This window comes from Dyadobacter sp. CY356, assembly GCF_021440195.1.
In the GTDB taxonomy this organism is placed as follows: Bacteria; Bacteroidota; Bacteroidia; order Cytophagales; family Spirosomataceae; genus Dyadobacter.
The window spans coordinates 931,471-955,214 of the sequence record NZ_JAJTSZ010000001.1; the positions used below are offsets into that span (position 1 = coordinate 931,471).

The following is a 23,744-nucleotide window of genomic DNA, read 5'->3' on the forward strand; positions in this document are numbered from 1 at the left end:
AATATGTTTTAAAAAATTAAGGCAAGTATGGCAAAAAAAATAATAATCCAGAGCGCTAGGCTTATTTCTTTTGCTCTTCCGGTAGCGATATGAAGTGCAGTCCAGCTGAGAAATCCCCAGATAATTCCCTGTGTTATTGAATAAGTAAACGGGATAAGAACCATGGCCAAAAAGGCCGGAAATGCTTCGTGCAATTGATCCCAGTTTATTTTTACCACAGGTTTCATCATAAATACCCCCACTAAAACAAGTGCGGGAGCAGTGGCAATGGCCGGTACAGCACTGATGAGCGGAGATAAAAACAGAAATGGTAGAAACAATATTGCACCCACCACAGCGGTAAGGCCAGTTTTTCCTCCTTGTTCAATACCAACTGCTGATTCAATATAGGCTGTTCCGGGACTACTTCCGGTGAGTCCGGCTATGGTTGTTGAAAAGGCGTCGACTATCAAAGATTTTTGAATATTCCGCGGTTCTCCGTTTTCATCCAAAAGATTAGCTGCTTCGGCAAGCCCAACAAAAGTAGAAAGACTGTCGAACATATCGGTGAAAACAAAAGCAAGAATGATAGGAGCAAGGCTCCATTTCAAAGAGTTGACGATATCGAGCTGAAACAATAAACTGAAATCCGGTTTGGCAATAATATCAGTAACTGTAATAATCGCAGCAGTTCCTCCCCACCACCGGCCTATTGGCCATGCCAGGAGACTGGTTAGAAGGATACCGATCAGAATGCTTCCTTTAACTTTTTTGATCAATAATATTACCGTAATCAAAAGTCCTGCGATGAAAGTTAAAGTGGAAGCATTTAATGGACCCAAGCCAACCATCGTTGCCGGATTTGCAACAATGAATTTTGCATTGGCAAAACCGATCAACGTAATAAACAGGCCGATACCCGAAGCAATGGCATACCGCAAAGGTTTTGGAATTGCTTTTACGATATAGGAGCGGAGATTAAAAACGGATAATAAAAGAAAGAAAACTCCCGACCAGAAAACAGTACCGAGTGCTACCTGCCAGCTAAGTTTATCCGTCATCACCGCAGTGAAAGTAAAAAACGCATTCAGTCCCATACCCGGTGCAACCAGAATAGGATTGTTAGCATACAAACCCATCATCAAACTACTAAAAAAAGAAACCAGAATGGTAGCCGTAAGTACAGCGGAAAACGGCATTCCCGTCTGGCTTAAAATGGAGGGGTTAACAACAATAATATAAGCCGTCGCAAGAAACGAAGATAAACCGGCAAGGATTTCAGTGGAAAGGGTAGTATTCTGTTTTTTTAATCCGGAAGCGGAAAACATAATCTCAGGGTTTAGTTCAAATATATTGAATAGCACCCGTTTATAAAAATCATTGAAACCCTAATTAGGGTCATTTAGCAGAATATGTACAGAATTGAACGGCTTGATTTGAAACTTATTAATCAACTGATATTAAATATCATTATGATAAGTTTGAATTGTGAGAGGTAATTTTCCCTTTGCAGGAATAAAAAAGAGCCTGTCTTGATTTCTCAAAACAGGCTCACTTACTATATTTTAATATTAAAGTGATCTTTTCACTTCACGTAATTCGAAACTTTCGATAATATCTCCCACTTCAATATCATTGAAGTTTTTGATACTCAAACCACACTCGTAACCATTTCTTACTTCCTGAACATCGTCTTTGTAACGTTTCAGCGAGTCAATTTCTCCGGTTAGAAGTACGATACCATCACGAACGATACGGATTTTGTTGCTTCGTTTCACGAAACCATCCGTTACATAACATCCGGCAATTGTACCAATACGGCTGATTTTGAACACTTCACGAATCTCGATATTACCAGTGATAATCTCTTCGATCGTTGGGGCAAGCATACCTGTCATGGCATCCTTAATCTCATCAATCGCGCTATAAATTACAGAGTAGTGACGAATCTCGATCTGATCCTGTTCAGCCATTTTCTTCGCATTTGCAGAAGGACGAACCTGGAAACCAACGATAATCGCATCCGCAGCAATGGCAAGGTTAACATCCGATTCGGAAATCTGACCAACTGCCTTATGGATGATATTAACCTGAACTTCATTAGTCGAAAGTTGCAATAACGAATCTGAAAGTGCTTCCACAGATCCATCCACATCACCTTTGATAATCAGGTTAAGCTCACGGAAACTACCGATCGCCTTACGACGGCCAATTTCTTCCAGCGTAATATGCTTACGGGTACGGATTGTCTGTTCACGTTGAATCTGCTCACGTTTCACAGCGATGTCACGTGCATCACGTTCGTTTTCAAACACATTGAAACGATCACCCGCCTGCGGCGCGCCATTCAAACCAAGCAACTGAACTGGCATAGATGGTCCGGCAGTTTTCAGCTTGCGACCAAGGTAATCGGTCATTGCTTTTACCTTACCAAAATGTGCACCTGCCAAAACAACATCACCAACTTTCAATGTACCTGTTTCAACGAGGATCGTTGTAACATATCCGCGTCCTTTATCCAAGGATGCTTCCACTACGCTACCGATCGCACGACGGTTCGGATTCGCTTTCAGTTCAAGTAATTCTGCTTCTAAAAGAACTTTTTCCAAGAGAAGATCAATACCCAAACCTGATTTGGATGATATTTCCTGAGTCTGGTATTTACCACCCCATTCTTCAACCAATATATTCATGTTGGCAAGTTCTTCACGAATTTTTTCCGTGTTGGCACCTGCTTTATCTACCTTACTGAATGCAAACACGATCGGTACCCCCGCAACCTGTGAGTGATTGATCGCTTCACGTGTTTGTGGCATGATACTATCGTCCGCTGCAATTACAATAATTACAACGTCGGTAACTTTCGCTCCACGGGCACGCATCGCTGTAAAGGCTTCGTGACCCGGTGTATCAAGGAATGTAACCTGTTTGCCAGTTTTTGTTTTAACGCTATATGCACCGATGTGCTGGGTAATTCCACCCGCTTCACCACTGGCTACGTTTTCAGAACGGATATAATCCAGAAGGGATGTTTTCCCGTGATCGACGTGACCCATGATCGTTACGATCGGAGCTCTTTCAATCAGGCTTTCTTCTGTATCAACTTCTTCAACAACGTCGTTCTGAACTTCTTCTTCTGCTGAGATAAAGGCAACTTCAAATCCGAACTCATCAGCAATAAATGTGATTGCTTCTGCATCCAGACGCTGGTTGATCGAAACGAACATACCCATGCTCATACAAACCGAAATTACTTCCTGAACCGTCACTTCCATTAAAGAAGCCAGGTCGTTTGCAGATACAAATTCTGTTACACGCAATACTTTTGTTTCTTCCAATCCGTCTGCGTTTGGATCATTCTGATCTGCACGGTCGCGGCGGCGTAATCCTTTTCCACGTGTGGCTGTACGGCTGTTACCTCCACCCATTCTTGCCATTGTGGCCTTGATATTGTCAGAAACTTCTTTGTCAGAAACCTCTTCTCTTTTTCCGCCTCTTCTGTTATTCGTATTGGCGCGGCCTTTATTTGCTGCTGATCCGGCAGAATTATTGCTGGCTCCCGCAGTAGTTCCGGAAGCAGGAGGCGTAGTGCCTGGCGCTCCGGTAGCTGGCCTGCTTGGCCCCGAGCTAGTACTGTTTGTATTAGCCGGACGCGGATTATTAGGGTTATTTCCCTGGTATGGCGTTCTGGTTCTGTCGCGGTTGTTGGTATCCCTGTTCCCGGTTGCGTTAGGTGCCGAAGGTGTTCCGGTTCCGGATGCAGGCGTAGCAGGTGCTCCTGCCACAGCTGGTTTCACTTCCGGTGCAGCACCATCACGAATACGTTTTCTTTTACGGCGACGTTTTTTGTCGGTTGCCGAATCGCTTGATGCAACAGGATCTTTTTTCTTAGCCCTGTCCGAAGGAAGTTCGATTTTCCCAATGACCCGAAGACCACGAAGCTGCTCTCCGCGAGCTTCAATCAATTCAGATTCATTGGATTCAGGAGCAACAACGTTGCTTTCTGGACCCGTTTTGCTTTCAGCAATAGGAGTGATAGGAGGGGGCGTTTCTTTTACAGGAGTTTCCACCGGTTTTGACTCTTCTTTTAGAGTTGGCGGCTTCACTTCGGCAACAGGCTGTACCACCGGTGTTGGTTCCGGCTTTTCAACTACTACCTCTTTTTCAGCAACTATCTCTTTCTTTGGTTGTTCGATTATTATATTTTCAACCGGCGGGGTCACCACAGGCTGTGTTTCTTGCTTGATTTCCTGCGGTACTTCTTTCACAGGTTCGGCAACTTTAACTTCCGGTTTCGGAGTTTCGGCTACCGGCTGCGGTGCAGGCGGGGTTTCAATCTTAACCTCTTGTACAGTTTCCTTCACAGGTTCAGGTTGGGCAGGAGCAGGAGCAGGTGCTGGTGCTGGTCTTTTAGCGTCCAGGTCAATCTTTCCAACCACCTTGATACCCGGCAATCTGTTTTCAACAGGGGAAGGCGTTGGCTCAGCCTTTTCTTCCACCTGAGGTTTTTCTTCATTAGGTTTAGCAGGCGAATTACGGAAATACAAAATTCCGTCAACATCACTTTTTACCTTTTCTTCCTTAATTTCAGCAACTGGTTCAGAAGCAGTACTTCTTGGAGTCCATGAAGCTTTGAGGTCATCAGACTTGAAGTCTTTTGCAAGGAAATCAATTTGATCCGAATTAATTTTGGTATTGGGGTTACTTTCCACCTTGTACCCTTTGGCAGACAGGTGATCCACGATCGTAGTAATTCCTACGTTCAGGATCCTTGCCACTTGGCTCAGGCGCATCATTTTATCTTCTGCCATATTAGCAATTTGTAGAAAAAAGTTTTTGCATCCGTGGAAATATAACACTATGTCAATACCTCCACATATTCATGTAATTATTCAAACTCTTTACGAAGGATATCCAGAATATCTTCGACGGTATTTTCTTCTAAATCTGTCCGTCGAACAAGTTCTTCTTTATTCAGCGCTAAAACACTCTTAGCGGTATCCAATCCTATTTTGTGTAGTTCACTGATCATCCATGCATCTATTTCATCAGAGAATTCAGAAAGATCTACATCTTCGTCATTATGCTCTTCGATATCACGGAATACATCAATTTCCATACCAACCAGTTTGCCTGCCAGCTTAATATTCTGGCCGCCTTTACCGATTGCAAGCGAAACCTGATCGGGCTTCAAGAACACTGATACCCGTTTTGCTTCGCGGTCAATTTGCATTGAGCTCACTTTTGCCGGACTTAACGCCCTGCTGATAAGCAATTCAAGATTTTCAGTATAGTTGATAACGTCGATATTCTCATTACCAAGTTCCCGAACGATCGAGTGGATTCTTGAACCCTTCATACCCACACATGCTCCAACCGGATCAATGCGGTCATCGTAAGATTCAACAGCCACTTTCGCGCGCTCACCTGGCTCACGTACAACTCTTCTCACAGCAATAATTCCGTCATAAATTTCAGGAATTTCAACTTCAAACAAGCGTTCAAGGAACACAGGAGAAGTTCTGGATAAAGTAATTTTTGGTGTACCGTTGTTCATTTCCACTTTATGGATAACCGATTTAACGGATTCTCCTTTACGGAAACGGTCTTTGGAAATCTGTTCTGTGCGTGGAAGAGAAAGTTCATTTCCTTCACCGTCCATAATGATTACTTCGTGACGCAACGTCTGGTAAACTTCACCTGTAATCATTTCACCAACCTGATCCTTGTATTTTTCATACATGATCTCCTTTTCCATGTCTTTAATTTTCTGGATAAGGGTTTGGCGTGCTGTCTGAACAAGCCTGCGGCCAAATTCAACCAGCTTCACTTCCTCAGCAACTTCCTCACCAACTTCAAAGTCGGTTTGTATTTTCCGGGCTTCTGCAAGAGGTATTTTGTTGTAATCCCAAATATCTTCTGAGTTGTCGTCGACAATTTCACGGGTGCGCCACATTTCAAGGTCACCACTTTCCGGGTTAATGATTACATCAAAATTATCATCAGTGCCGTATTTTTTACGAATCATCGTACGAAACACTTCTTCCAAAACGCTGATCATCGTCGGACGATCAATGTTTTTAGAGCTTGCAAACTCCGCGAATGACTCAATTAATATTCCGCTATCCATTGTAATGCTTAAGAATATTTGCTGATACTAAGTTATACATAATATATAATTTCCTGCAAACCAGATTAAGTATAAAACTGGTTTATAAGTTTTTAAACGAGATTTCCACAAGTGCTTTCGAGATTTGATCCGTTGGGATATCCCGTTTCAGCAAAGTTTCGTCCAAAGGTATTTTTGATTTTTTCTTAGGCTCCGGCAATTGAAGTTTTATTTCTTCCACTGTTGCTTCAATTAACTGTCCCGAAATTATCTCTCCTGTTTTTAAAGTTACCTTTAAATTTCTACCCAGGTTTTTCAAATATTGACGGAGCAAAACCAGTGGCTGGTCCAGGCCGGGAGAAGAAACTTCCAGGGTATATGCCTCAGCAAAAACTTCCAGTTCTTCAAGTTGTTTTGCAAGCCTGCGGCTAATGGATGTACATTCCTGAATTGTAATGCCTTCGTCCTTATCGACGAGAATGATTACTTTCTGACTTGTTTTAGAAGCCTTAACCTGAATATCCACCAGAAAATAATTGCCTTCCTCCATCATCGGAGCCAGCAAAACTTCCAAATGTTCTTTTATTGTCATGTAAGATGTACTACAAATAAAAAAGGGGATTAAATACCCCCTCAATCAACCGATCAAACTCGAATTATAATGCAAATGTAAAACTTTTTTATGATTTGTACAAACTCTGAGTGAAGTGTTCTTTATTCGAAGTGTTCCTCTATTTTTGTAACAGCATTGAAATCATATCGTATTGTGAAAGGATTGAAAGGTTTTTTTTGGTTTTTATTTAAGTGTTTCGCAGTTTACAGTATACTCGTATATGCCTTAACATTCTGGGTACCTTCGTCACACTGGCTGCCCGGGTTTTTGATGATGTCTTTTCCGGTTACTTTGCTGGTCAATATCGGGTTTCTGATTTTCTGGCTGCTTGTTGATCCGAAAAAAGCGCTGGCTCCCTTATTTTTAATTTTTCTGGCGGGCGTTTTTCTGGACAGGACTTATCAGTTCAGAAAAAATCCGGTTGATGTGAGCACTGGCGAGAAGAAAGTTTTTAAAGTACTGAACTATAATGTATTTGGATTCTGGATCAAACCGGATCATTCCAAAGACGATGATGCCGAAACCAACAAACTGAAAAATTGGATCATTGATCAGAATGCCGATGTGATTTGTATGCCTGAGTTTAACAACGAGGATTATAATTCGAATTTCAGGACGGTTCAGTTTTTGAGAAAATCCGGATATTTGTATTCCAATATGCTGGATAACAACAGAATGAAGGATGGGACGACTTTTAAAACACTGGCGATGTTTTCAAAACATCCTATCATAAAACACAGGGAAAACCCTACCGAGCAGCAAAACGGGCTTATGTATATTGATATTGCCGTTGGAAAAGATACTTTAAGGGTTATTGGTGTGCATTTGTACTCTATGTCGCTCAGGTTATCAAAACTGGTAAGTCAGAAAGAAATGTCAGGAATAAAAAAGGAGACGAGAGGAACGTTGTCCCAAATGAAAAAAGGATTTATCGCCAGGATTTCTGAAACAAAAATCATTGAAAAATGGGTTAAAGAATCTCCCCATGCTGTCATTGTCTGCGGTGATTTTAATGAAACACCTTACAGTTATGTATACGGTAAGTGCCGTAAACTTTTAAATAATGCTTTTGAAACCAGGGGAGAAGGTTTTGGTTTTTCATTCAACCACCTTCCATATTTTATCCGGATCGACAATCAGTTTTATGATGATAAAAAACTTGAAGCGTTAGATTTTAAGACATTCAATAAGGTGAAATATTCTGATCATTATCCATGTCTGGGAACTTACCGCTTTAAGAAGTAGTGTGATAGTCAGAAAATCTAGTAACGTATAAAGAAAAGGGTTGGAAGCCAAACTGGCCGCCAACCCTTTTCTTTAAATATTTCATGAACTCAGTGTTTGAAATTTATCCCTAAACTATCAAGTTCCTCTTCCGAAACAGATGGTGGCCAGATACCTTTTTCAAGTTTACTCTTCACCAATCCACCCGTTTTAATAGCTTCTTGTTCCGTTTTAAACCCTGCATTGCCTGGCACGCCGGGAATAAACTTTTGCTCGATTACAGGAATTGTATCCTCATAGATCCGGTAACCCCATCCTGCTGAATCCAGCGGAATAGCAGTTACCATAAAATTGCGAAGACCTTCGCTGTTGGAGCTTTTGTCTTTACTACCGTTACAGGAGTAAAGTCCAGCTGAACCAGCGAAGGTCAAAATGCAAATCAGAGCAATTTTTATGATTGACTGTTGTTTCGTCACTTCTTAGTTAACGTCGTCGTCATCGTCATCAGCAGCAGTCGGGTCAAAACCCCAGAAATCGTCATAACGAGCGGAAGATGTACCGCCTGTTCCTAGATAACCTATGTTGCCTATTACAAAACCTGCTGCATATCCGCGAACTCCACCATTAAATGTAGTTTTTTCAATCCATGTGTCATTCGTTGGATTGTATTCCCAAACGTCCGAATTACCTGCACCAGCGATAACATAGCCAAGATTATTAATTACAAGACCCAATGCGTTTGCTCGTGCTGTTGGGAAATCTCCTTCGTCATCATCAAAAACAGTTTTTTGTGTCCAGGTACCTTTTCCGCCGTTACCTGTCGCTTCAAACTGGTAAAGATCTCTAAAATTAACTCCCGAGTTATTAGACCCAAAACCTACGTAAGCAATATTACCAATCGTGAAGGTTGTTGCACCTCTTCTTTTTCCACCCAGAAAGGTAGCCATTTCTGTCCATGTATCAGAAGCGGCATCATATTTATAGATATCCTGGAAGTAACCAGTATCGCTAAATCCTAATCCCACGTAGCCATTGTCGCCAACCGTGAATGCAGAAGCGTATTGGCGTGGCAGACCAGGGAAGTCTGCAACCGCTTTCCAGGTATTGGTAGAAGGAGTATATTGATAAAAGTCCTTTTTGTATCCATTGAAGGTTGTTAAATCACCGTCATAACCTGTACCAACGTAGGCTTTTCCACCAGAAACAAAAGCAACTGCATCATTTCTTGTTGTGCCGCCAAATGGAGCAACCTGAGACCAGATTTTTGTTGATGCATCGTATGACCAGAAATCTTTTGCTCTTGCAACACTTTGGTTTGTATATCCTGTACCGATGTAACCGATATTGTTAATCATGAAGCTTACTGCTCCGTTACGTGGTGTACCACCAAAAGAAGGAAGTCCTTTTTTGTACCAATTTCCAACTTTATCTGGATCACTGTCGTTATCACATCCGAATTGAAATAATGCGGTTGAAGCGATTAGAAGGGTTAACGATGACTTTTTTAAGGTATTAAACATGGAAAAAATTCTGGTTTGACTAATTAATACAAATGAATACAAAAATCGAAGTAGACTAACGATAAAAAAAATAATTGCGATGTACTGGCCAAATGTGTAGATGAAGACACCTTTTGGCCAAATTTACTGCAAACATAACATCTTGTTACTGCTTATAGAAATTATATATTTACTTTTTGACGAAAAGTTTCATAATACCCGTCACTGATAGGTACCGTATTTACACCAATTTTGATGCGCTGGCTTCTGATTATATCTATTTTATCAATAGAAACAATATAAGATTTGTGAACCCGAAAGAACTGATTTCTGGGCAATTTCTCTTCCAAAGCCTTCATGGTCATCCTTGTAATCACGGGGTTAAGCTGATTCACAAGGTAAATTTTAAGGTAATCTTTAAGTCCTTCAATATAGGTCACATCCGAAAGTTTTATTTTTACCAAAGCGTAATCCGAGGTAACAAATAAATATTCCTGACCTATTGAAAATTCTTCACCCGAATAATTTCTTCTATCTCTCAAACTTAAAAGACTAAAAAGTTCATAGGCTTTGCCAGCCGCCCTCCGGAAACGTTCCTTGTTTAAGGGTTTTAACAAATAGTCAAGCACGTTCAGGTTATAAGCTTCTAACGCCAGGTGTCCTTCTTTTGTTGTGATGACCACCCTGGTACTGTAAGATATGCTTCCCAAAGATTTTAGTCCTGAAATACCTGAATTTTCAATATCTAAAAATAGAAGGTCTACTTTTTGCGTTCTTAGCATATCAACGGCAAATTCTGAGCTTTCAAACGCACCCAGGAGTTCAAAGAAAGGAATGCTGTTAATATGTTGACCCAGAATTTCAGAATCACGCTCATTACTGTCAATTATTATACAATTTATCTTCCTCATATGTACTTTAAACGCAATTCCAAATGTGATATATAGCTATACGAGCAAACCGGGAATTGTGTTGCATTTATAATTTGGTCTACACATTTTGCCTGTTTGTCTAATTCCTTTTGTTATTCAGGTTTATATCTGATATTTTTGCATTTTTACTGTTCTTGCGATAAATGAAATTGAGTAAATATTTTTCTAAGAGGGTTTTTACGCCGGTTACCACCGCTTTTGCCGGCTTATATTTTTGCATAACAATGTCGGGATGTCAATGGGGCGATGAAGTCGTTGCCCTGAAACAGCAAAATCCTGATGATTTCATGGTATTGTTTTCTGATACTAGCCTTGTGAAACTAACAACCGTTGCGTTGGACTCTGTTCAGACGGGAGGAGCGAGCAGACTCCTTGTTGGCCGTTTTACCGATCCTTATCTGGGTAAAATGCATGCAACTACATTTTTCCAACCGCAATTTGAAAGTAATCTGGGTATTCCCGAACTTGCAATTTATGATTCGCTGGTATTTAAGGCACCATATGACAAGTATTATTACGGTGATACAACCAAGGTGATGAATCTGTCGGTACACGCCGTGAATACAGATATTATGCTTAAAAGCTCGTATTTCAATTTTTACACATTGGATTTTGATGCGGCGCCATTAGGGAAAAAGAGTTTTGCTCCTACTCCTCAAAGCATCACACAGGCTGTCAGATTTAAATTGTCGGATGTTTTGGGTAAGAAAATTTTTGACAAGAGTATGGCAAATCTTATTACTACCAATGATCAATGGCTGGAAATTCTAAAAGGTTTGACCATTGTTGCGGATGATAAGGACAATGGTTCAGTTGTAGGTTTCAAATATGGTAGTGACAGTACAGTATTAGAAGTACATTACCATACTGCTGAAAAAGATGGAATTACCAGGGGTGTTGGAACGTTTAAAGTACCTGCTCGATTTAACCAGATATTGGGCGACAGGACCGGAACAAATCTTGCCAAACTGCCAATCTTTAACAGCAGATTGTCATTGCCTTCTGAGCAATCCGGTAATGAAGCATACATCCAGGAAGGAACGGGAATAATGACACGTATTGACCTTCCTACGGTCAGAAATCTTAAATATGTTCAATATTCCGTACCAAACCGGGCATTCTTAAAGGTAACACCGGTAAGGAGTTCTTTGGATTATCCTTTTACACCACCGCCGACTTTACACATGTATCTGGTGGATAAATATAATCAGTTTTACAGATCAGGCGGAACTCCAATTCCTTTGTCAGATCTGGCAGGTAAAGCTGTTTCGGCGACTCTTATTAATGATATGATCAATAATGAACAGTATTATTCCTTTGATGTGAGTGGTCAATTTACCACTATTCTTGCCAGTACCTCGGAAGAAACAAATGGACTGGTAATCGTAAGTTCTTCGCTTTCAGGAAGCACTTTTCCTGAGGCTCAGACAGAATTTGCGGATGGCATGAAACGTCTTGTAATAGGAAATCAGCTTCATCCACGTCAGCCGGGAGTTAAGCTTCAGTTGTATTACACAACTTACAAGGCGCCGTAAGTAATTGTTTCGAGATGACTAATAGATATCTTCTTAGGAGAGAAATAGCACTAAAACTCAAATAAGAAGATATCATTTTTAATTATTATTTTTTACCCTTTCATTTACCAACTTCATCATTAACAGTTGTAAACCTGCAATTTCAGCTCTTAAAAAATTTATCTGGTTTTCTCTCTCTGCTAATAAGTTTCTAAGAAACTCTTTTTCATTAGCTCCTTCCATTTCGCTATTATGGGCTGTTTCATTTGACCGAGTATCAAGTAGCTTATCTAAGGGGACTTCGAATATTTTAGCAAAAATCATAATTTGGGAAATTGTTGGTTCTATTTTTCCAGTTTCTATCTGTGAGTAATTGGATTGAGACATTTTTGCTTTCCGAGCCACGTACTCTTGTTTAAAACCTTTTTTTACTCTCAAATCTCGAATTCTCTTTATAATCTCATTCATATTAACATAAAAGGTAAATGTATAGTTTAGGTTACAAATATCTGTAAATTATGCTACAAATTATGAGAAATACTTATATTTTATTTGTAGAATTAAGTGGATTTGTAACTATTAAATCACTTACATTTGAGTCAAGCATTATGTTTCACAAGTAGTGAAAATTAAATATGCCAGAAACAAAATTGTGTGTAATGAAAAATCTATTCAAAAAAATTGAGGGAGGTCTCTATCCCTTGGTAGCTTCCATGACTCTACTCTACGGTTGTCAAAATCATGATGTGGAAAGCCAGTCAGTAACAGAATTAGTTGAAAAAATTGAAACCAAATACGATGGTGGAGAAAAAATTGAAACCAAATATTATGGTGGAGAAAAAATTGTAGGCACCGTGGCTAGTGATCAGATTGTAGAGACTATTAAGAAGAGGATGGATTCTGAGTATCAGAAGAGGATTAGTTCTGCGAAAATAGCAGATCTTTTTAGTGGTTACGATGTTGGTGTTATACCTGACGTTAATGCGTGTCCAACATGGTCACAAAAAATTGATATTAATATGGATGATGAAGATGATAGTAATACCTCGGCAACATCTGGTTACACTGCTTCATGGACATCGGATGGCAATTCGCACTTGCATTTTTGCAGAGTAGACGGTCGTATGTTTAATCCTAATCAAGGGACTTATACTGTATTGGGCCTTGGTAATAATAGACCTTCAGGGTTCGAAACAACATCACGAATTTTAATAGATAATGAAGACCATCGAAATGCCAACTCTCATTCTGGTGATTTGGGAACCGCAATTGAAGATGGAAACACATTTGTATATTTGTATACCGGGGGAGATATAATAAATTTCACTGTGGTTCCACAATATCCTAATTTTGGGTTTTCTTATGCAGTGTTTGCTCAAAATATATGGCCAAATCAACCCACTGGATGGCTTAGATCTGAGGATGAATCAGATAATAATATTAATGAGTTGTCTACAATTTCTGGTGTAAATAGAATTAATCCTATGTGGACAGGAGGAATTCCTGGTAATGGGACACTTTTTGCATATAGACTGAGCGATGGGGTTCAGTCTAGCAAAGTGCAACATGAAACGTACTTTTATATCAGTAAAATGAAGTAAATTGTTCATTTTCAGTTTCAGTAATGTTAAATTGCTGAAACTGAAAAAAAATCAAATAATGAAAAACACTTATTACTTATTATTTAGTTTTTTTATATTACTGGGGTGCAAAAATGATTCAAAAGAAGAAAATATTGTCGCAGTATATGATGGCGGACAGGTAAAAATGTCTGACGTCGATGATATTATAAAGGATCAACTATATGAACAATTATATAGTGTTTATTATATGCGGCGACTGGCGTTAGAGGAAGTAACCGCCAAAATGCTGATTAAACAAGAATCTAATAAATTAAAAATTTCCGAAGAACTGTTACTGGAAAAGGAAGTTTTTAGTAAATTATCTGATACGGGATTGGCTAAATTTAGTAAGGATAATGATTTTTTGGAACATATTATGGATCCGGAAAATCCATTAAAGAGTTATAGCGTAACTAGTGAGAAAGGGAAAAATATACTTTTAGATACCTACAAAAAAAAACAATTAGAGAATTATTGTCGTAATTTAATGGCAAGGTATCATGTTAAGTATAATTTAAAAGCACCAAGAACCCCTGTAAGTAATTTAGACTCATTACAATACTACTCAAAGGGGAATTTGAAGTCCAAGGTTAATCTTTGGATTATGTCTGATTTTACTTGTGAGATTTGCAAAAAATCGTTTCCTACATTTGAAAATTTATACAAGAAATATAAAGACAGAATTGAATTTAGATATTCAATTCTTAATGATGAGGTAAATGAAACTTCAATTGCATGTGAATGCGCGAGTCAACAAGGCGAGTTTTTCTCGCTTTACAATTATATATTTGAAACTGGCAAAAGTGATTCTTTATCTATTAAAAGTTTCATGACCAGTAAGAAAATGGATTTTAACAATTATGAGAAGTGTTTTGGTTCGTATACTACTAAGCAAAACTTGATTTTAAATTTAAATAGAATTAAGAAACGTAAGATCCTTGTCACTCCATCTATATTTATAAATGGTAGACCCTATTATGGCCAGCTAACCGAAGAAATGTTATCAGAATATATTGACGAGGCATTATTAAGAAAGTAGTCCTTTGTGTATAAGATAATACTGATCAAGAATTAGAAAACTGATCAGTATTATTATTGAGATTATATGTGTAAGGAAGTAAAATGAAAAGTTAATTACTATTTTCATCAGGTTTTGCACAAAATATTTTTTCAGTTTTTTTTATTGGTAAATCTGAAAGTTTTTGTGCCAAAGATTCGGGAGAAAGATTATCTAACATCTTATCAATTTCTTTCCATAAATGATCGTTTGCATTATGGACAGGAAGTTCTAGTAAGGCTTTCTTCAGCTTATCGTCTTCACATTTCATAGGTTATAATATTTTAGTGAAAGCGTTGTCTTGATTCTAATAACTCTCAAAAGTTAATCAATTATATTATTGTAAAGATAATTATTTTTGATCATACAACACATTCGCAATCCTGATAAGACAGATCCCATTTTTCAAAAATAAATCTGGGTTTCTCAAGATGCAGCTGGTTTCTCCCGTTTCTATCCTTAAAATGTGCTTTAAATTCAACCACATATTCACCGGAACTCACGATTTCAAGTTTCTGCCAAACATTCGTTTTAGCCCATTCTTCGATTTCTTTTCTATCCAGTCCCAATCTTTTTGAGGGATGTGTTGTCTCAATGAGATAGTCAATGGCATGTGTAACGTAAGCGGAATAGCGGGAGCGCATTAGTTTTTCTGCGGAATCAGCTTTATGACCCTTAATTATTGGACCGCAACATGCTGAGAACGGTTTATCTGCTCCACAAAAGCATTTTTTCATAAATTAGTTTCTGACACTCTTTGGCCAGCTTCATTGATTTTATTTCCCAAAAATAACTGATATATATTATTGTTCTATTAAGATCAGGATTGTATGGTTTTATCAAAATTAACTGAATTTATTTTTAATAATAATTGGATCGTTTAGATAGTCTTCTACAAATTATATTAATTTCGTAGCCAGAATTCTAGTTTATATTCTTAGAATTCTAATACTCTACCTTCCAGTTTGATAAGATTTACATGATTTTAAACAGGACCAACATTCAGATTTTTCTGAATATTTCCGTACTTTTTCTTTGTCAGCACGTCTGCGGGCAAACAAGGTTGAAGGATTCTGTTGCAACTGATTTAAAAAACAATTCCCAAAATGACACGCTTCGTGTTATTGAATTAAATAAACTGGCGTATGAAAATTTTTCATACGACGTGAAAAATCTTCTTGAATACAGTCAGCAGGCTTTGTCGCTGGCCAAGAAATTGAACTACAAACGCGGTCAGGCAGAAGCTTACAAGAACCTGGCATTATCTTCTATGCTTATTCATGGTGACGTAACTGCCCTGAAATATTTGAATACGTCCTTGTCTTTGTTTTCCGGTTTGAAGGATACGATCGGTATCGCAACTGTAACCAATTACATGGGATGTTATTATGCCATTGTGAAAGACTTTAAACAGGCGTTACCATTTCTTTTGAAATCCGAAAAATTGCTGGCAGCGCGCAAACATGTATTGAGGTTGACAATACTTACCAATACGGGAACATGTTATGCAGATCTCAATGAATATGAAAAAGCAAAAGAATATTTAACACAGGCCGAGCAACTGGCTGCCAGCATAAAAAATTATGACTGGATTGCTATGTCACTTCAAAACTCAGCGTCGCTTTATTTTAAACAGAACGATATGAAAATGGCTCTGGAAAAAAGCGATAAGGCTTTTGATATCATTCTGAGCCACCGCGTGAGTCCCAGAGAGCAACAGGCCATTTATCTATTGAAAGGTGATATCGCTTATAAATTACAACGGTTTGAAAGCGCGAAAAAATACTATCAGATAAGTGAAAGATTCGCCAGGCAAATGAGAAGCCGGGAGTATATGGCCGAAATATATTACAAATTTCATTTATTGGATTCCATAGCAGGTGACTATCAGAGTGCGTTGAAGAATTTTAAAAGTTATCAACTCATAACGGATAGTTTGCTCAACAAAAATAAGAATGAAATTATCACTTTATATAAAGTCAAATTTGCGTTAACAGAGCGGGAAGATGAGAATTACCGGTTGGTGGCTGCCAAAAAAACGGACAAAGAAATAATTTCCTATCAGCGGGTTATACTCTTTCTGGCTTTGCTGGCGCTTACTGCAATAGGTTTTGCTTTTGTAAGACTAAAAAAACTGAATTTCGAATTAAAGGATCTTAATCAAAGATTTGCACAGCAAAACAGACAGCTGGAAGAAGTTAATGGCATAAAAAATAAAATATTCTCAGTTATCGCGCACGATCTGAGAAATCCGTTTGCTCAGTTTGTCAGTATTCTGGATATGTTTAAATCCCGGCTGCTGGAAGCAGATGAAATCATAACGATTCTTCCGTTTCTGGACAAGTCCGTAAATCATACAATGGATATGATGGAAAGACTTCTGATCTGGTCAAAAAGTCAGTTGGATGGATTTAAGGTAAAGCCGGAATGTTTTAATGTGTCAGCATTGATTCAGGATACGGTTGAAAAGCTGCAAAATCCGATTGAAGAAAAGAAACTGAAAGTAAGTATCCATCCGGCACCGGAACCGCCGCAGGTATGGGCAGATGTAGAAATGACCAGGATTGTATTTCGCAACTTGCTTTCAAATGCCATCAAATTTACCCCCTTGAACGGATCCATAGATATAGAAATGTTTAAGGAGGCTCAATCGTTGACCATTGCTTTAAAAGATACTGGTATGGGACTCAATAGTGAGCAGCTTGCAAGTCTGTTTTCGTTTAATGTGAAAAGCACGAGAGGAACTGAAAATGAATCCGGGACAGGTCTCGGTCTTAAAATCTGTTATGACTTACTGATGCTGAACAATGGAAAAATCCGGGTTGAAAGTGTTCTGAAAGAGGGTAGTACGTTTTTTGTCACTCTGCCTTTGAAAGGGTGATCTTGTATTTTGAGCGTCCTGATAAATTTTGCACAAACCGCGTAATTCAGTTTTATTTCAAATTTTTCTTTTCCAGATAACCACTGCTGTAACGTCTCCACCATTGGTTGTTTGCGTCACTACGTATTTTAATTCATTATCTGATAAAGTGTAAACCCTCTTCTGGATTGTTCCTTCCCAATTTGGATAAAATGCATTTTCAATTTGAAAGGTTATTGTTTTACTTTCTTTGTTGATTGTGTAAGTACCAAAATGAGAATTATTTCCTTGTACCAAAGCCGCATTTTCTTCGGGCGTAGCCTTGTTTTTGTCGCCTGCTGAAACTTTGGGACGCGATGCTTTTAATATTTGAATGGCATAATTTCCAGTCTTGTCAAAAACAAGTAAACCTTTGGGTGAAATACCATAAGGAAGCGTTTTACTTCCATCCGGATTTATATTTTCTACCGCCACAAGAGTCCATAAACCAATTACCTCAACACTGTCTGGTATTAGATATTGTCGGGGTTTGTCGGCAAAAATCTGAGTTGCTGTCAGCAAAAGTACTGTTATTGAAATAAGCTTTTTCATGTAATTATTATTTAAATCCGATTAATTTGACAGGCAAAATTATACAAGAAAATCATTGCTACATTTGTACAAAGTCTCACTAATTCTGTACAATTATGTCTGTTCGAACGCCGGTGCTTTATCAGCCATTTGAAATTGAATACAAGGAAATGGTTACTTTTCCGGGCAAGTCTCACAGGAATAATTACTTTATGCTGATCTATATTCTGGACGGAACCGGAACACAGTTTGTCAACCATCATCGGTTTAATTACCGAAAGGGAAATCTTTTTCTAATTACGCCACAGGATACCTTTTCGTTTGAAATTAGTAATCCTACCAAGTTCTTTTTTCTAAGTTTTAATACCTCCTACATCAAACTGATCAAAGATCATGATTGGGTGCAGCGAATGGATTTTATCCTGAATAATGCAAGCCACAGGCCTGGTTGTATACTTAAAAATAAGGTCGATAAACCTTTGATTGCCTCTTTGGTTGAGAATATCGTACAAGAGCAAAATAACCAGCAGTTATATTACAGTAAAATAACTGAGACAATCGTGCAAACTATTATTCTGGTTGTAGCCAGAAATATTGCTTTGAACTTCCCAAAAATATAAAGGAGAATACCGGCGAAGCGGTTTTGGATATTTTGCATTATATCCAGGAAAATATATTCTTGCCAGATCGTTTGAAGGTGGAAGAGATTTGCTCGAAGCTTGGGATTTCTGTAAGTTATCTGGGGAAATATTTCAAAAAACAAACAGGTGAAACTTTGCAGCAATATATCATCAATTATAAGCTCAGATTGGTTGAGATGAGACTGTTACATAGTGATATGCGTATCAATGAAATTGTATTTGAGCTGAATTACACGGATGAAAGTCATTTAAACCGGTTGTTTAAAAAATACAAAGGTGTTAATCCATCTGAGTTTCGGAAGGTTCAGCGTAGTATTCTGAACATGGATAAGGTCTTATAAAACCAGTACTGAAATTTTTATTTTTAGTCATCTGGTAAATAAAAAGAGCTGTCTTAACCTGACTGAAAAGGTTGAAACAGCTCTTTTTCTTATCAATCGAAAGGCTTACAATACAATGATTTGTTTGGAAACATTTATTCCATTTGCCCTTATCCGCAGAATGTATTTGCCTGACGTAAGATTTTTTACCTGTATTTTAACACGGCTTTTCATATCCTGCGTTTGGGTTATCATGATTCTTCCGTAAAGGTCGTAGACGATTATTTCAGCATTTTCTACATCGTCACGGGATTCAACATAAATATCATCACGGGCACCCGGATTTGGGTAAACCACAAAATCCACATCTCCGTCTGTGACAACTTCCAGATCATTGGAATAGGCAGAGTAACAGGTCAGCAGATTATTTTCCAAAGTGAAAGTTTGAAACGCTCTTGCAGCATAGGTGCCTTTAATATTTGTTTTAATCGTATTGCTGGCATCATTTTCCAATATTTGCCCGTCTCGTTTCCAGTTGTAGGATTCATTCAGGCCTGTTTCGGTAATCGTTGCCGTTGCTGAAAATGGTCCCGATTTGGCTATAACCGGCGTAGGAACTTCCGGGCGAATGATCAATGAAGACGCGTTGGAATTATCTGATGTACATCCCAACACATTTTGGCCATTAACAAAATAAGTACCACTTTCCTTTACACTAATGGCAGAAGCCGCCGAGATTGACGTATTGTTGCCTTGTTTATACCAGCTATACTGGTCATTTCCTGGATTGATGGAAAACGTAAAGGCGGAATCCGAACATTCCTGCTGTGCTCCGGCTTGCAAGATAGTAGGCGTTGCAGGTTTTATGCTGCTTGAAATCGTAATTTTCTGAGAACGCATTGTGTTTCCATATGCATCGCGCAGTTTGGCATAATAAACACCCGGATTGGAAACGTTAATTGCTCTGCCGCCTTCGGTGCTCGTATTTCCGTTTACTTCTTTAGTCCAGGTATAATTAAGATAACCGTCCGGTAAACTCAGATTGACAGAAGCATTATTTGGAGCACAAACACTGGTGATCCTTGGTTCATCTGTAATGGCAACAGGGGCAACGGTTAAAAAGAAGTTGGCCGACAATGCATCGTTCCAGGCATTTGCCAGGACAGTTAAGGCGTCGGCACCATAAAAGTGGGTTCCGTCGGCACGCTGAGCTGGTAAATTATCCGTTGACGGACCAGGATAAGCAATGCCTGGTAAATCATTTATAACTGCGTTTTGGGCATCTATAATAGGTTGATGAACACTATTGCTGGCATAAGAAGTCCTTGCGATAACCCATGGAATTTTTTTGTTTACGTCCGATGCAAGTTTAGAAATTACAAATTTCAATTTATTTTTATATTCGTCTGAACTCATTTTCATAGGAACATTGTCAGATTCTCCCTGCATCCACAAAATCGTACGGGCGCCATATTGTTTTACGTAATATTGCAATGCAAGCCGAAGATTGCCATAGGGCATTTGGGAAGGCAAAATGAAGGTATGGTCCGTGTAAACAGAATATGTCGGGATATTTTGGCTGCTTTCTACCCAGTTTAAAATGGAAGTGCCACTCCATGCGGTGTTGACAAACATTACCGGAACATTGAGTTTTTTAACCAGCAAATCACCCAGAAGTCCCCAGCACCAGCTTCCGTGGCCACGGGGCCCCATCACATCTTCTGTACTGTTCAGTTGCTTGAAGGTCGGATACGCCAGATCCTGCGTATTGTTGTTGTCTTCATTGTTATCCGCGACGTAATTTACTCTGTCTTCCGAAGCGCCGGGAGGAAAAGCGTTGGAGTAATTGTGGTCGATCATACCCTGTGCGTTGGATTGTCCCGATATGATCAAAACCTCACCGACACCGGTCCGGGAAATGGTCGCTGGATTTCCAATAACAACTCCATTTTTTGATCCCCTCACCTCCAGTTTATACCAGCCCCCAACTAAACGTAAGGTTCCGCTAAAAACTCCTCCCGAAGGATTATCCTGTAAAGTGGTCCACGTGATCTCCTTTCCTTGATTGGCAGCTACCGGTGTAGCCTGCACTTCAATTTTATCCACCGCCAGAGCATAGCTTCCACTGATAGTGACTGTGGCAGAACCACCAAGTTCACGCTGATAAACGGAACGTTCGAGGGGCGCTGTTAAACTTATCTGGGCATTTACGAAGGCTGGTGTTAGCAAAAAAAACATCCATTTCAATGAAATACGAAGGGTCTTGAAACTTTTACTCACTTTATCTTGGTTTATTGATGTTTACCTTCTGAAAAGGCAAATGATTATTGACAAAATATCCCGGCAGAAATGAATCCTGATTTTTGAATTATTCCATTTACCAGGGAACCTGAATTGACCTTAAATTTGTATAAGAAATCGCAAGATGGCTGCATATTTCCCGCTCTAAGACAGCAAATACAGATATTGTAACTGATGCTTACATAATTATCTTTTGATCTTATAATTTACAAATATCTGTTAATTTTCTCAGGACTGATGCACCGTTTAATTGAAGATTTTGGTATCATGGAATAATTATGTTTTGAGTTGAAATTAAAAACGATGAGAAATTATGTTAGTTGATTGATAATGAGTTGATTGAAATTTGGTTATTGTACTTATTTTTAACTATATTTTTTTGCACTAATCTCTGACTAATTTCAATCCTTCATGATATTTAAATCAAAAATCCTCTGAATAAGGTACAACTGCTCTCATCTGTGTTGCCTTTACAGAACAGTTCATTAAGTTAAGATTCAGATCATAGAAATTATTAATTGCGTGATGCAAAAGTAGGCTGGGGATTTTCTATAATGAGTTTTGGGCGGTATACAAGAAGTACACAGGAAAAGAAAATACGTATACAAAAGGTAAACAAGGTGATAAAAATGCAGATCAGGATATTTTTGAGCAAGGAATAGTATTGAACTTTTTCTGATTCCAGCGGTTTTGCAAGGTTATTGCTTTGACGGAATTGGTTTTCGAAGTCTTGAAAGTCGGTTAGTCCGGTTTTAATTGTACATGAGGATAATATTAGACACAATAACCTTGTGCAAGCCTGTCAATTTCATCTGTAATGAAATTGATGCCATTGTTGTATTGATTATTATTTAAAGGGTTTACTTTATTACTGGAATGAAACTTTTCAAGCCATTAGTTGAATTCTTCAACATTACGGAAAACCTTTGTTCCTTTTTCCAACAATATATTAAAAGCCGAAAGTTTTTCACTATCAGATTCACAATCCTTCAATAAAAATGCCAAATAATTATCCATGGATTTATGTTTGTTTAGTTAGATAAATATACAGAATTCAGAGTGTAAGCAAAATCTCTAAATTCTGTAAACTAAATATCCTACATCACATATCCGTCTTTCGGTAAAATTTTATCCGGAATCAGATCAGCCTCAATGGTTTGCAGTAAGTTTATTTCGATGGTTCGGGAAAGCGAGCGCATGGGGATATCATTATGGTTGCCCTCGAACGGACTTTGCATCACGTAAGAAATTCCTTCAACATAAAAGAAAAGAAAGGAAATCACAAAAGTGATGGGAATTGCAATTCTTCCAATGCTGTCAATAAGTCCCATTGGTAAAATCAATGTAAAAATAAAAATAGTCAAGTGGACATAAAAACTGTATTGCGTAGGGAAAATGGTGTTTTTTATCCGCTCGCAACCTCCCATTGAATCGGTTAGGCGCGCTAATGTGTTGTCAAGACTTTGGAATAAAATCGGAGTGATATAACCTTTGTCATAAGCTGAGGTAATCCTTTTTTCCAAAAGCAGAATAATGGCGTTGGGAATATTTTGATGTTTAGACACGAAGTCCAGTTCTTCTGGTTGCAAATGCAAATTGGCGTCAACAAGAACTGTTTCCTGACGAAGCGTATTACATAATGCATAACACCAGGCAATTTGCAAATGCGCAATGTTGTCTATGATTTCTTTTTTCTCAACAGGATCTGTTTTAATTATGGCGATGGATTGTCTGACCAGCGTCCGGCTGTCGTTCACAATAGCGCCCCACAATCTTCTCGCTTCCCACCAGCGGTCATAGGCAGAGTTGGTACGAAAACCTAAAAGGAGCGAAAGCGCAGTGCCAACGATGGAAATTATGGAAATTGGGAAAACAAGAAAATGCCAGTTTTCATATTGATAAAGATAAAAGACAAAAGCAGCGTAACTTGTCACCGCAAGTACTCCGACCCATATTCCTTTCAAAAGGCGCCAGATTGAAAAAACTTCTTTAACGTACATTGGTTAATATTAGACCGGCCTTATGAATTTAAGGCCAATAATTACACCAAGATAGATAAATCCAATTGAAAAAGGCTTGAAGTGCCATCTTTATAATGTTCAGGAAGACCTTCTGTATCACTTAACGTGGTGATTCCTAAATATTCAAATCCGCAGCTGATATAATAATTGTTCAATTTATCATTACCACTGCCTGTATCCATTCGGATAAATCTTTTATTATTTTTCAATGCAAAAGCGGTTGTCCAGGCCACAATTTGTTTCACAAACCCCATCCCTCGAAAAGCTGGTCTGGTAGCAATTCTGTGCAGGTAAACGGCCGGATCATTATTCTTTTCTAACCAGATCGAAGGATCACTAAAAGTTGTACAGAAAATGCAGGCAATTTGATTATCCACCATTATTTTCCATTGGTGATTTTCCAGAATGTCAGTAATAATCATTTTTGGATCAAAACCTTTCCAGTATTTTTTGCTACGCTTTTCTGATATTCTGTGGCTTGA

22 protein-coding genes are annotated in these 23,744 nt (G+C 38.6%); 7 read left to right on the forward strand and 15 right to left on the reverse strand.

What is annotated here, in order from left to right; genetic code table 11:
• Positions 1 to 8 precede the first annotated feature (8 nt).
• The 4 genes from LXL81_RS03920 to rimP all read right to left on the reverse strand — a co-directional run bounded on the left by LXL81_RS03920 (position 9) and on the right by rimP (position 6,680).
• Positions 9 to 1,307: an NCS2 family permease gene (locus LXL81_RS03920; protein ID WP_234645398.1), complete on the reverse strand. Its 1,299-nt coding sequence runs from the start codon at positions 1,305 to 1,307 to the stop codon at positions 9 to 11.
• A 243-nt stretch (positions 1,308 to 1,550) separates the two neighbouring features.
• Entirely contained in the window at positions 1,551 to 4,790 is a 3,240-nt protein-coding gene (infB, locus tag LXL81_RS03925; protein WP_234645399.1) for a translation initiation factor IF-2, read from the reverse strand.
• A gap of 77 nt (positions 4,791 to 4,867) precedes the next feature.
• Positions 4,868 to 6,109 carry a transcription termination factor NusA gene (gene nusA, locus LXL81_RS03930; RefSeq protein ID WP_137341630.1) on the reverse strand — a complete coding sequence of 414 codons (1,242 nt, stop codon included), beginning with the start codon at positions 6,107 to 6,109 and terminating at the stop codon, positions 4,868 to 4,870.
• A gap of 82 nt (positions 6,110 to 6,191) precedes the next feature.
• Positions 6,192 to 6,680 carry a ribosome maturation factor RimP gene (gene rimP, locus LXL81_RS03935; RefSeq protein WP_234645400.1) on the reverse strand — a complete coding sequence of 163 codons (489 nt, stop codon included), beginning with the start codon at positions 6,678 to 6,680 and terminating at the stop codon, positions 6,192 to 6,194.
• Positions 6,681 to 6,836: 156 nt separating this feature from the next.
• Between rimP and LXL81_RS03940 the strand changes: the two genes are divergently transcribed.
• A complete protein-coding gene (locus LXL81_RS03940) occupies positions 6,837 to 7,946 on the forward strand; it encodes an endonuclease/exonuclease/phosphatase family protein (protein ID WP_234645401.1) in 1,110 nt (369 codons plus the stop codon).
• A gap of 89 nt (positions 7,947 to 8,035) precedes the next feature.
• On the opposite strand, the gene LXL81_RS03945 is transcribed toward LXL81_RS03940, so the two are convergent.
• The 3 genes from LXL81_RS03945 to LXL81_RS03955 all read right to left on the reverse strand — a co-directional run bounded on the left by LXL81_RS03945 (position 8,036) and on the right by LXL81_RS03955 (position 10,335).
• On the reverse strand, positions 8,036 to 8,401 hold the full coding sequence (locus LXL81_RS03945; RefSeq protein ID WP_234645402.1) for a DUF4907 domain-containing protein: 366 nt from the start codon (positions 8,399 to 8,401) through the stop codon (positions 8,036 to 8,038).
• 3 nt (positions 8,402 to 8,404) lie between these two features.
• Positions 8,405 to 9,445, reverse strand: a complete 1,041-nt coding sequence (locus tag LXL81_RS03950) for a kelch repeat-containing protein (RefSeq protein ID WP_234645403.1) — start codon at positions 9,443 to 9,445, stop codon at positions 8,405 to 8,407.
• Between the two features lie 161 nt (positions 9,446 to 9,606).
• Positions 9,607 to 10,335 carry a LytTR family DNA-binding domain-containing protein gene (locus LXL81_RS03955; protein ID WP_234645404.1) on the reverse strand — a complete coding sequence of 243 codons (729 nt, stop codon included), beginning with the start codon at positions 10,333 to 10,335 and terminating at the stop codon, positions 9,607 to 9,609.
• 164 nt (positions 10,336 to 10,499) lie between these two features.
• Here LXL81_RS03955 and LXL81_RS03960 point away from each other — a divergent pair, with 164 nt between their 5' ends.
• Positions 10,500 to 11,891 carry a DUF4270 family protein gene (locus LXL81_RS03960; protein ID WP_234645405.1) on the forward strand — a complete coding sequence of 464 codons (1,392 nt, stop codon included), beginning with the start codon at positions 10,500 to 10,502 and terminating at the stop codon, positions 11,889 to 11,891.
• 78 nt (positions 11,892 to 11,969) lie between these two features.
• Here the strand turns inward: LXL81_RS03960 and LXL81_RS03965 are convergent, their stop codons facing one another.
• Positions 11,970 to 12,338 (reverse strand): helix-turn-helix domain-containing protein, encoded by a 369-nt coding sequence (locus LXL81_RS03965; protein ID WP_234645406.1) that lies wholly within the window; start codon positions 12,336 to 12,338, stop codon positions 11,970 to 11,972.
• 191 nt (positions 12,339 to 12,529) lie between these two features.
• Between LXL81_RS03965 and LXL81_RS03970 the strand changes: the two genes are divergently transcribed.
• Positions 12,530 to 13,471 carry a hypothetical protein gene (locus tag LXL81_RS03970; protein ID WP_234645407.1) on the forward strand — a complete coding sequence of 314 codons (942 nt, stop codon included), beginning with the start codon at positions 12,530 to 12,532 and terminating at the stop codon, positions 13,469 to 13,471.
• 58 nt (positions 13,472 to 13,529) lie between these two features.
• The gene (locus tag LXL81_RS03975; protein ID WP_234645408.1) at positions 13,530 to 14,531 is read left to right on the forward strand and encodes a thioredoxin domain-containing protein; all 1,002 of its coding nucleotides are present in this window, start codon (positions 13,530 to 13,532) and stop codon (positions 14,529 to 14,531) included.
• A 91-nt stretch (positions 14,532 to 14,622) separates the two neighbouring features.
• On the opposite strand, the gene LXL81_RS03980 is transcribed toward LXL81_RS03975, so the two are convergent.
• Positions 14,623 to 14,820 carry a hypothetical protein gene (locus tag LXL81_RS03980; protein WP_234645409.1) on the reverse strand — a complete coding sequence of 66 codons (198 nt, stop codon included), beginning with the start codon at positions 14,818 to 14,820 and terminating at the stop codon, positions 14,623 to 14,625.
• A gap of 91 nt (positions 14,821 to 14,911) precedes the next feature.
• Complete coding sequence (locus LXL81_RS03985; protein ID WP_255713625.1) at positions 14,912 to 15,286, reverse strand: YchJ family protein; 375 nt, start codon at positions 15,284 to 15,286, stop codon at positions 14,912 to 14,914.
• Positions 15,287 to 15,528: 242 nt separating this feature from the next.
• Here LXL81_RS03985 and LXL81_RS03990 point away from each other — a divergent pair, with 242 nt between their 5' ends.
• Positions 15,529 to 17,430, forward strand: a complete 1,902-nt coding sequence (locus tag LXL81_RS03990; protein WP_234645411.1) for a tetratricopeptide repeat-containing sensor histidine kinase — start codon at positions 15,529 to 15,531, stop codon at positions 17,428 to 17,430.
• A 57-nt stretch (positions 17,431 to 17,487) separates the two neighbouring features.
• On the opposite strand, the gene LXL81_RS03995 is transcribed toward LXL81_RS03990, so the two are convergent.
• Positions 17,488 to 18,000, reverse strand: coding sequence for a lipocalin-like domain-containing protein (locus tag LXL81_RS03995; protein WP_234645412.1), 513 nt, complete (start codon positions 17,998 to 18,000; stop codon positions 17,488 to 17,490).
• A gap of 95 nt (positions 18,001 to 18,095) precedes the next feature.
• Here LXL81_RS03995 and LXL81_RS04000 point away from each other — a divergent pair, with 95 nt between their 5' ends.
• Together LXL81_RS04000 and LXL81_RS04005 are read left to right on the forward strand one after the other, a co-directional pair.
• A complete protein-coding gene (locus LXL81_RS04000) occupies positions 18,096 to 18,599 on the forward strand; it encodes an AraC family ligand binding domain-containing protein (RefSeq protein WP_234645413.1) in 504 nt (167 codons plus the stop codon).
• 77 nt (positions 18,600 to 18,676) lie between these two features.
• Positions 18,677 to 18,961, forward strand: a complete 285-nt coding sequence (locus LXL81_RS04005) for an AraC family transcriptional regulator (RefSeq protein WP_234645414.1) — start codon at positions 18,677 to 18,679, stop codon at positions 18,959 to 18,961.
• Between the two features lie 105 nt (positions 18,962 to 19,066).
• Here the strand turns inward: LXL81_RS04005 and LXL81_RS04010 are convergent, their stop codons facing one another.
• The 4 genes from LXL81_RS04010 to LXL81_RS04020 form a co-directional block, all read right to left on the reverse strand.
• A complete protein-coding gene (locus LXL81_RS04010) occupies positions 19,067 to 21,220 on the reverse strand; it encodes a sialate O-acetylesterase (protein ID WP_234645415.1) in 2,154 nt (717 codons plus the stop codon).
• Between the two features lie 915 nt (positions 21,221 to 22,135).
• Positions 22,136 to 22,258: a hypothetical protein gene (locus LXL81_RS29020; protein WP_255713626.1), complete on the reverse strand. Its 123-nt coding sequence runs from the start codon at positions 22,256 to 22,258 to the stop codon at positions 22,136 to 22,138.
• 80 nt (positions 22,259 to 22,338) lie between these two features.
• Positions 22,339 to 23,241, reverse strand: coding sequence for a bestrophin family protein (locus LXL81_RS04015; RefSeq protein ID WP_234645416.1), 903 nt, complete (start codon positions 23,239 to 23,241; stop codon positions 22,339 to 22,341).
• 41 nt (positions 23,242 to 23,282) lie between these two features.
• Positions 23,283 to 23,684 (reverse strand): N-acetyltransferase, encoded by a 402-nt coding sequence (locus tag LXL81_RS04020; protein WP_234645417.1) that lies wholly within the window; start codon positions 23,682 to 23,684, stop codon positions 23,283 to 23,285.
• Positions 23,685 to 23,744: the final 60 nt, after the last annotated feature.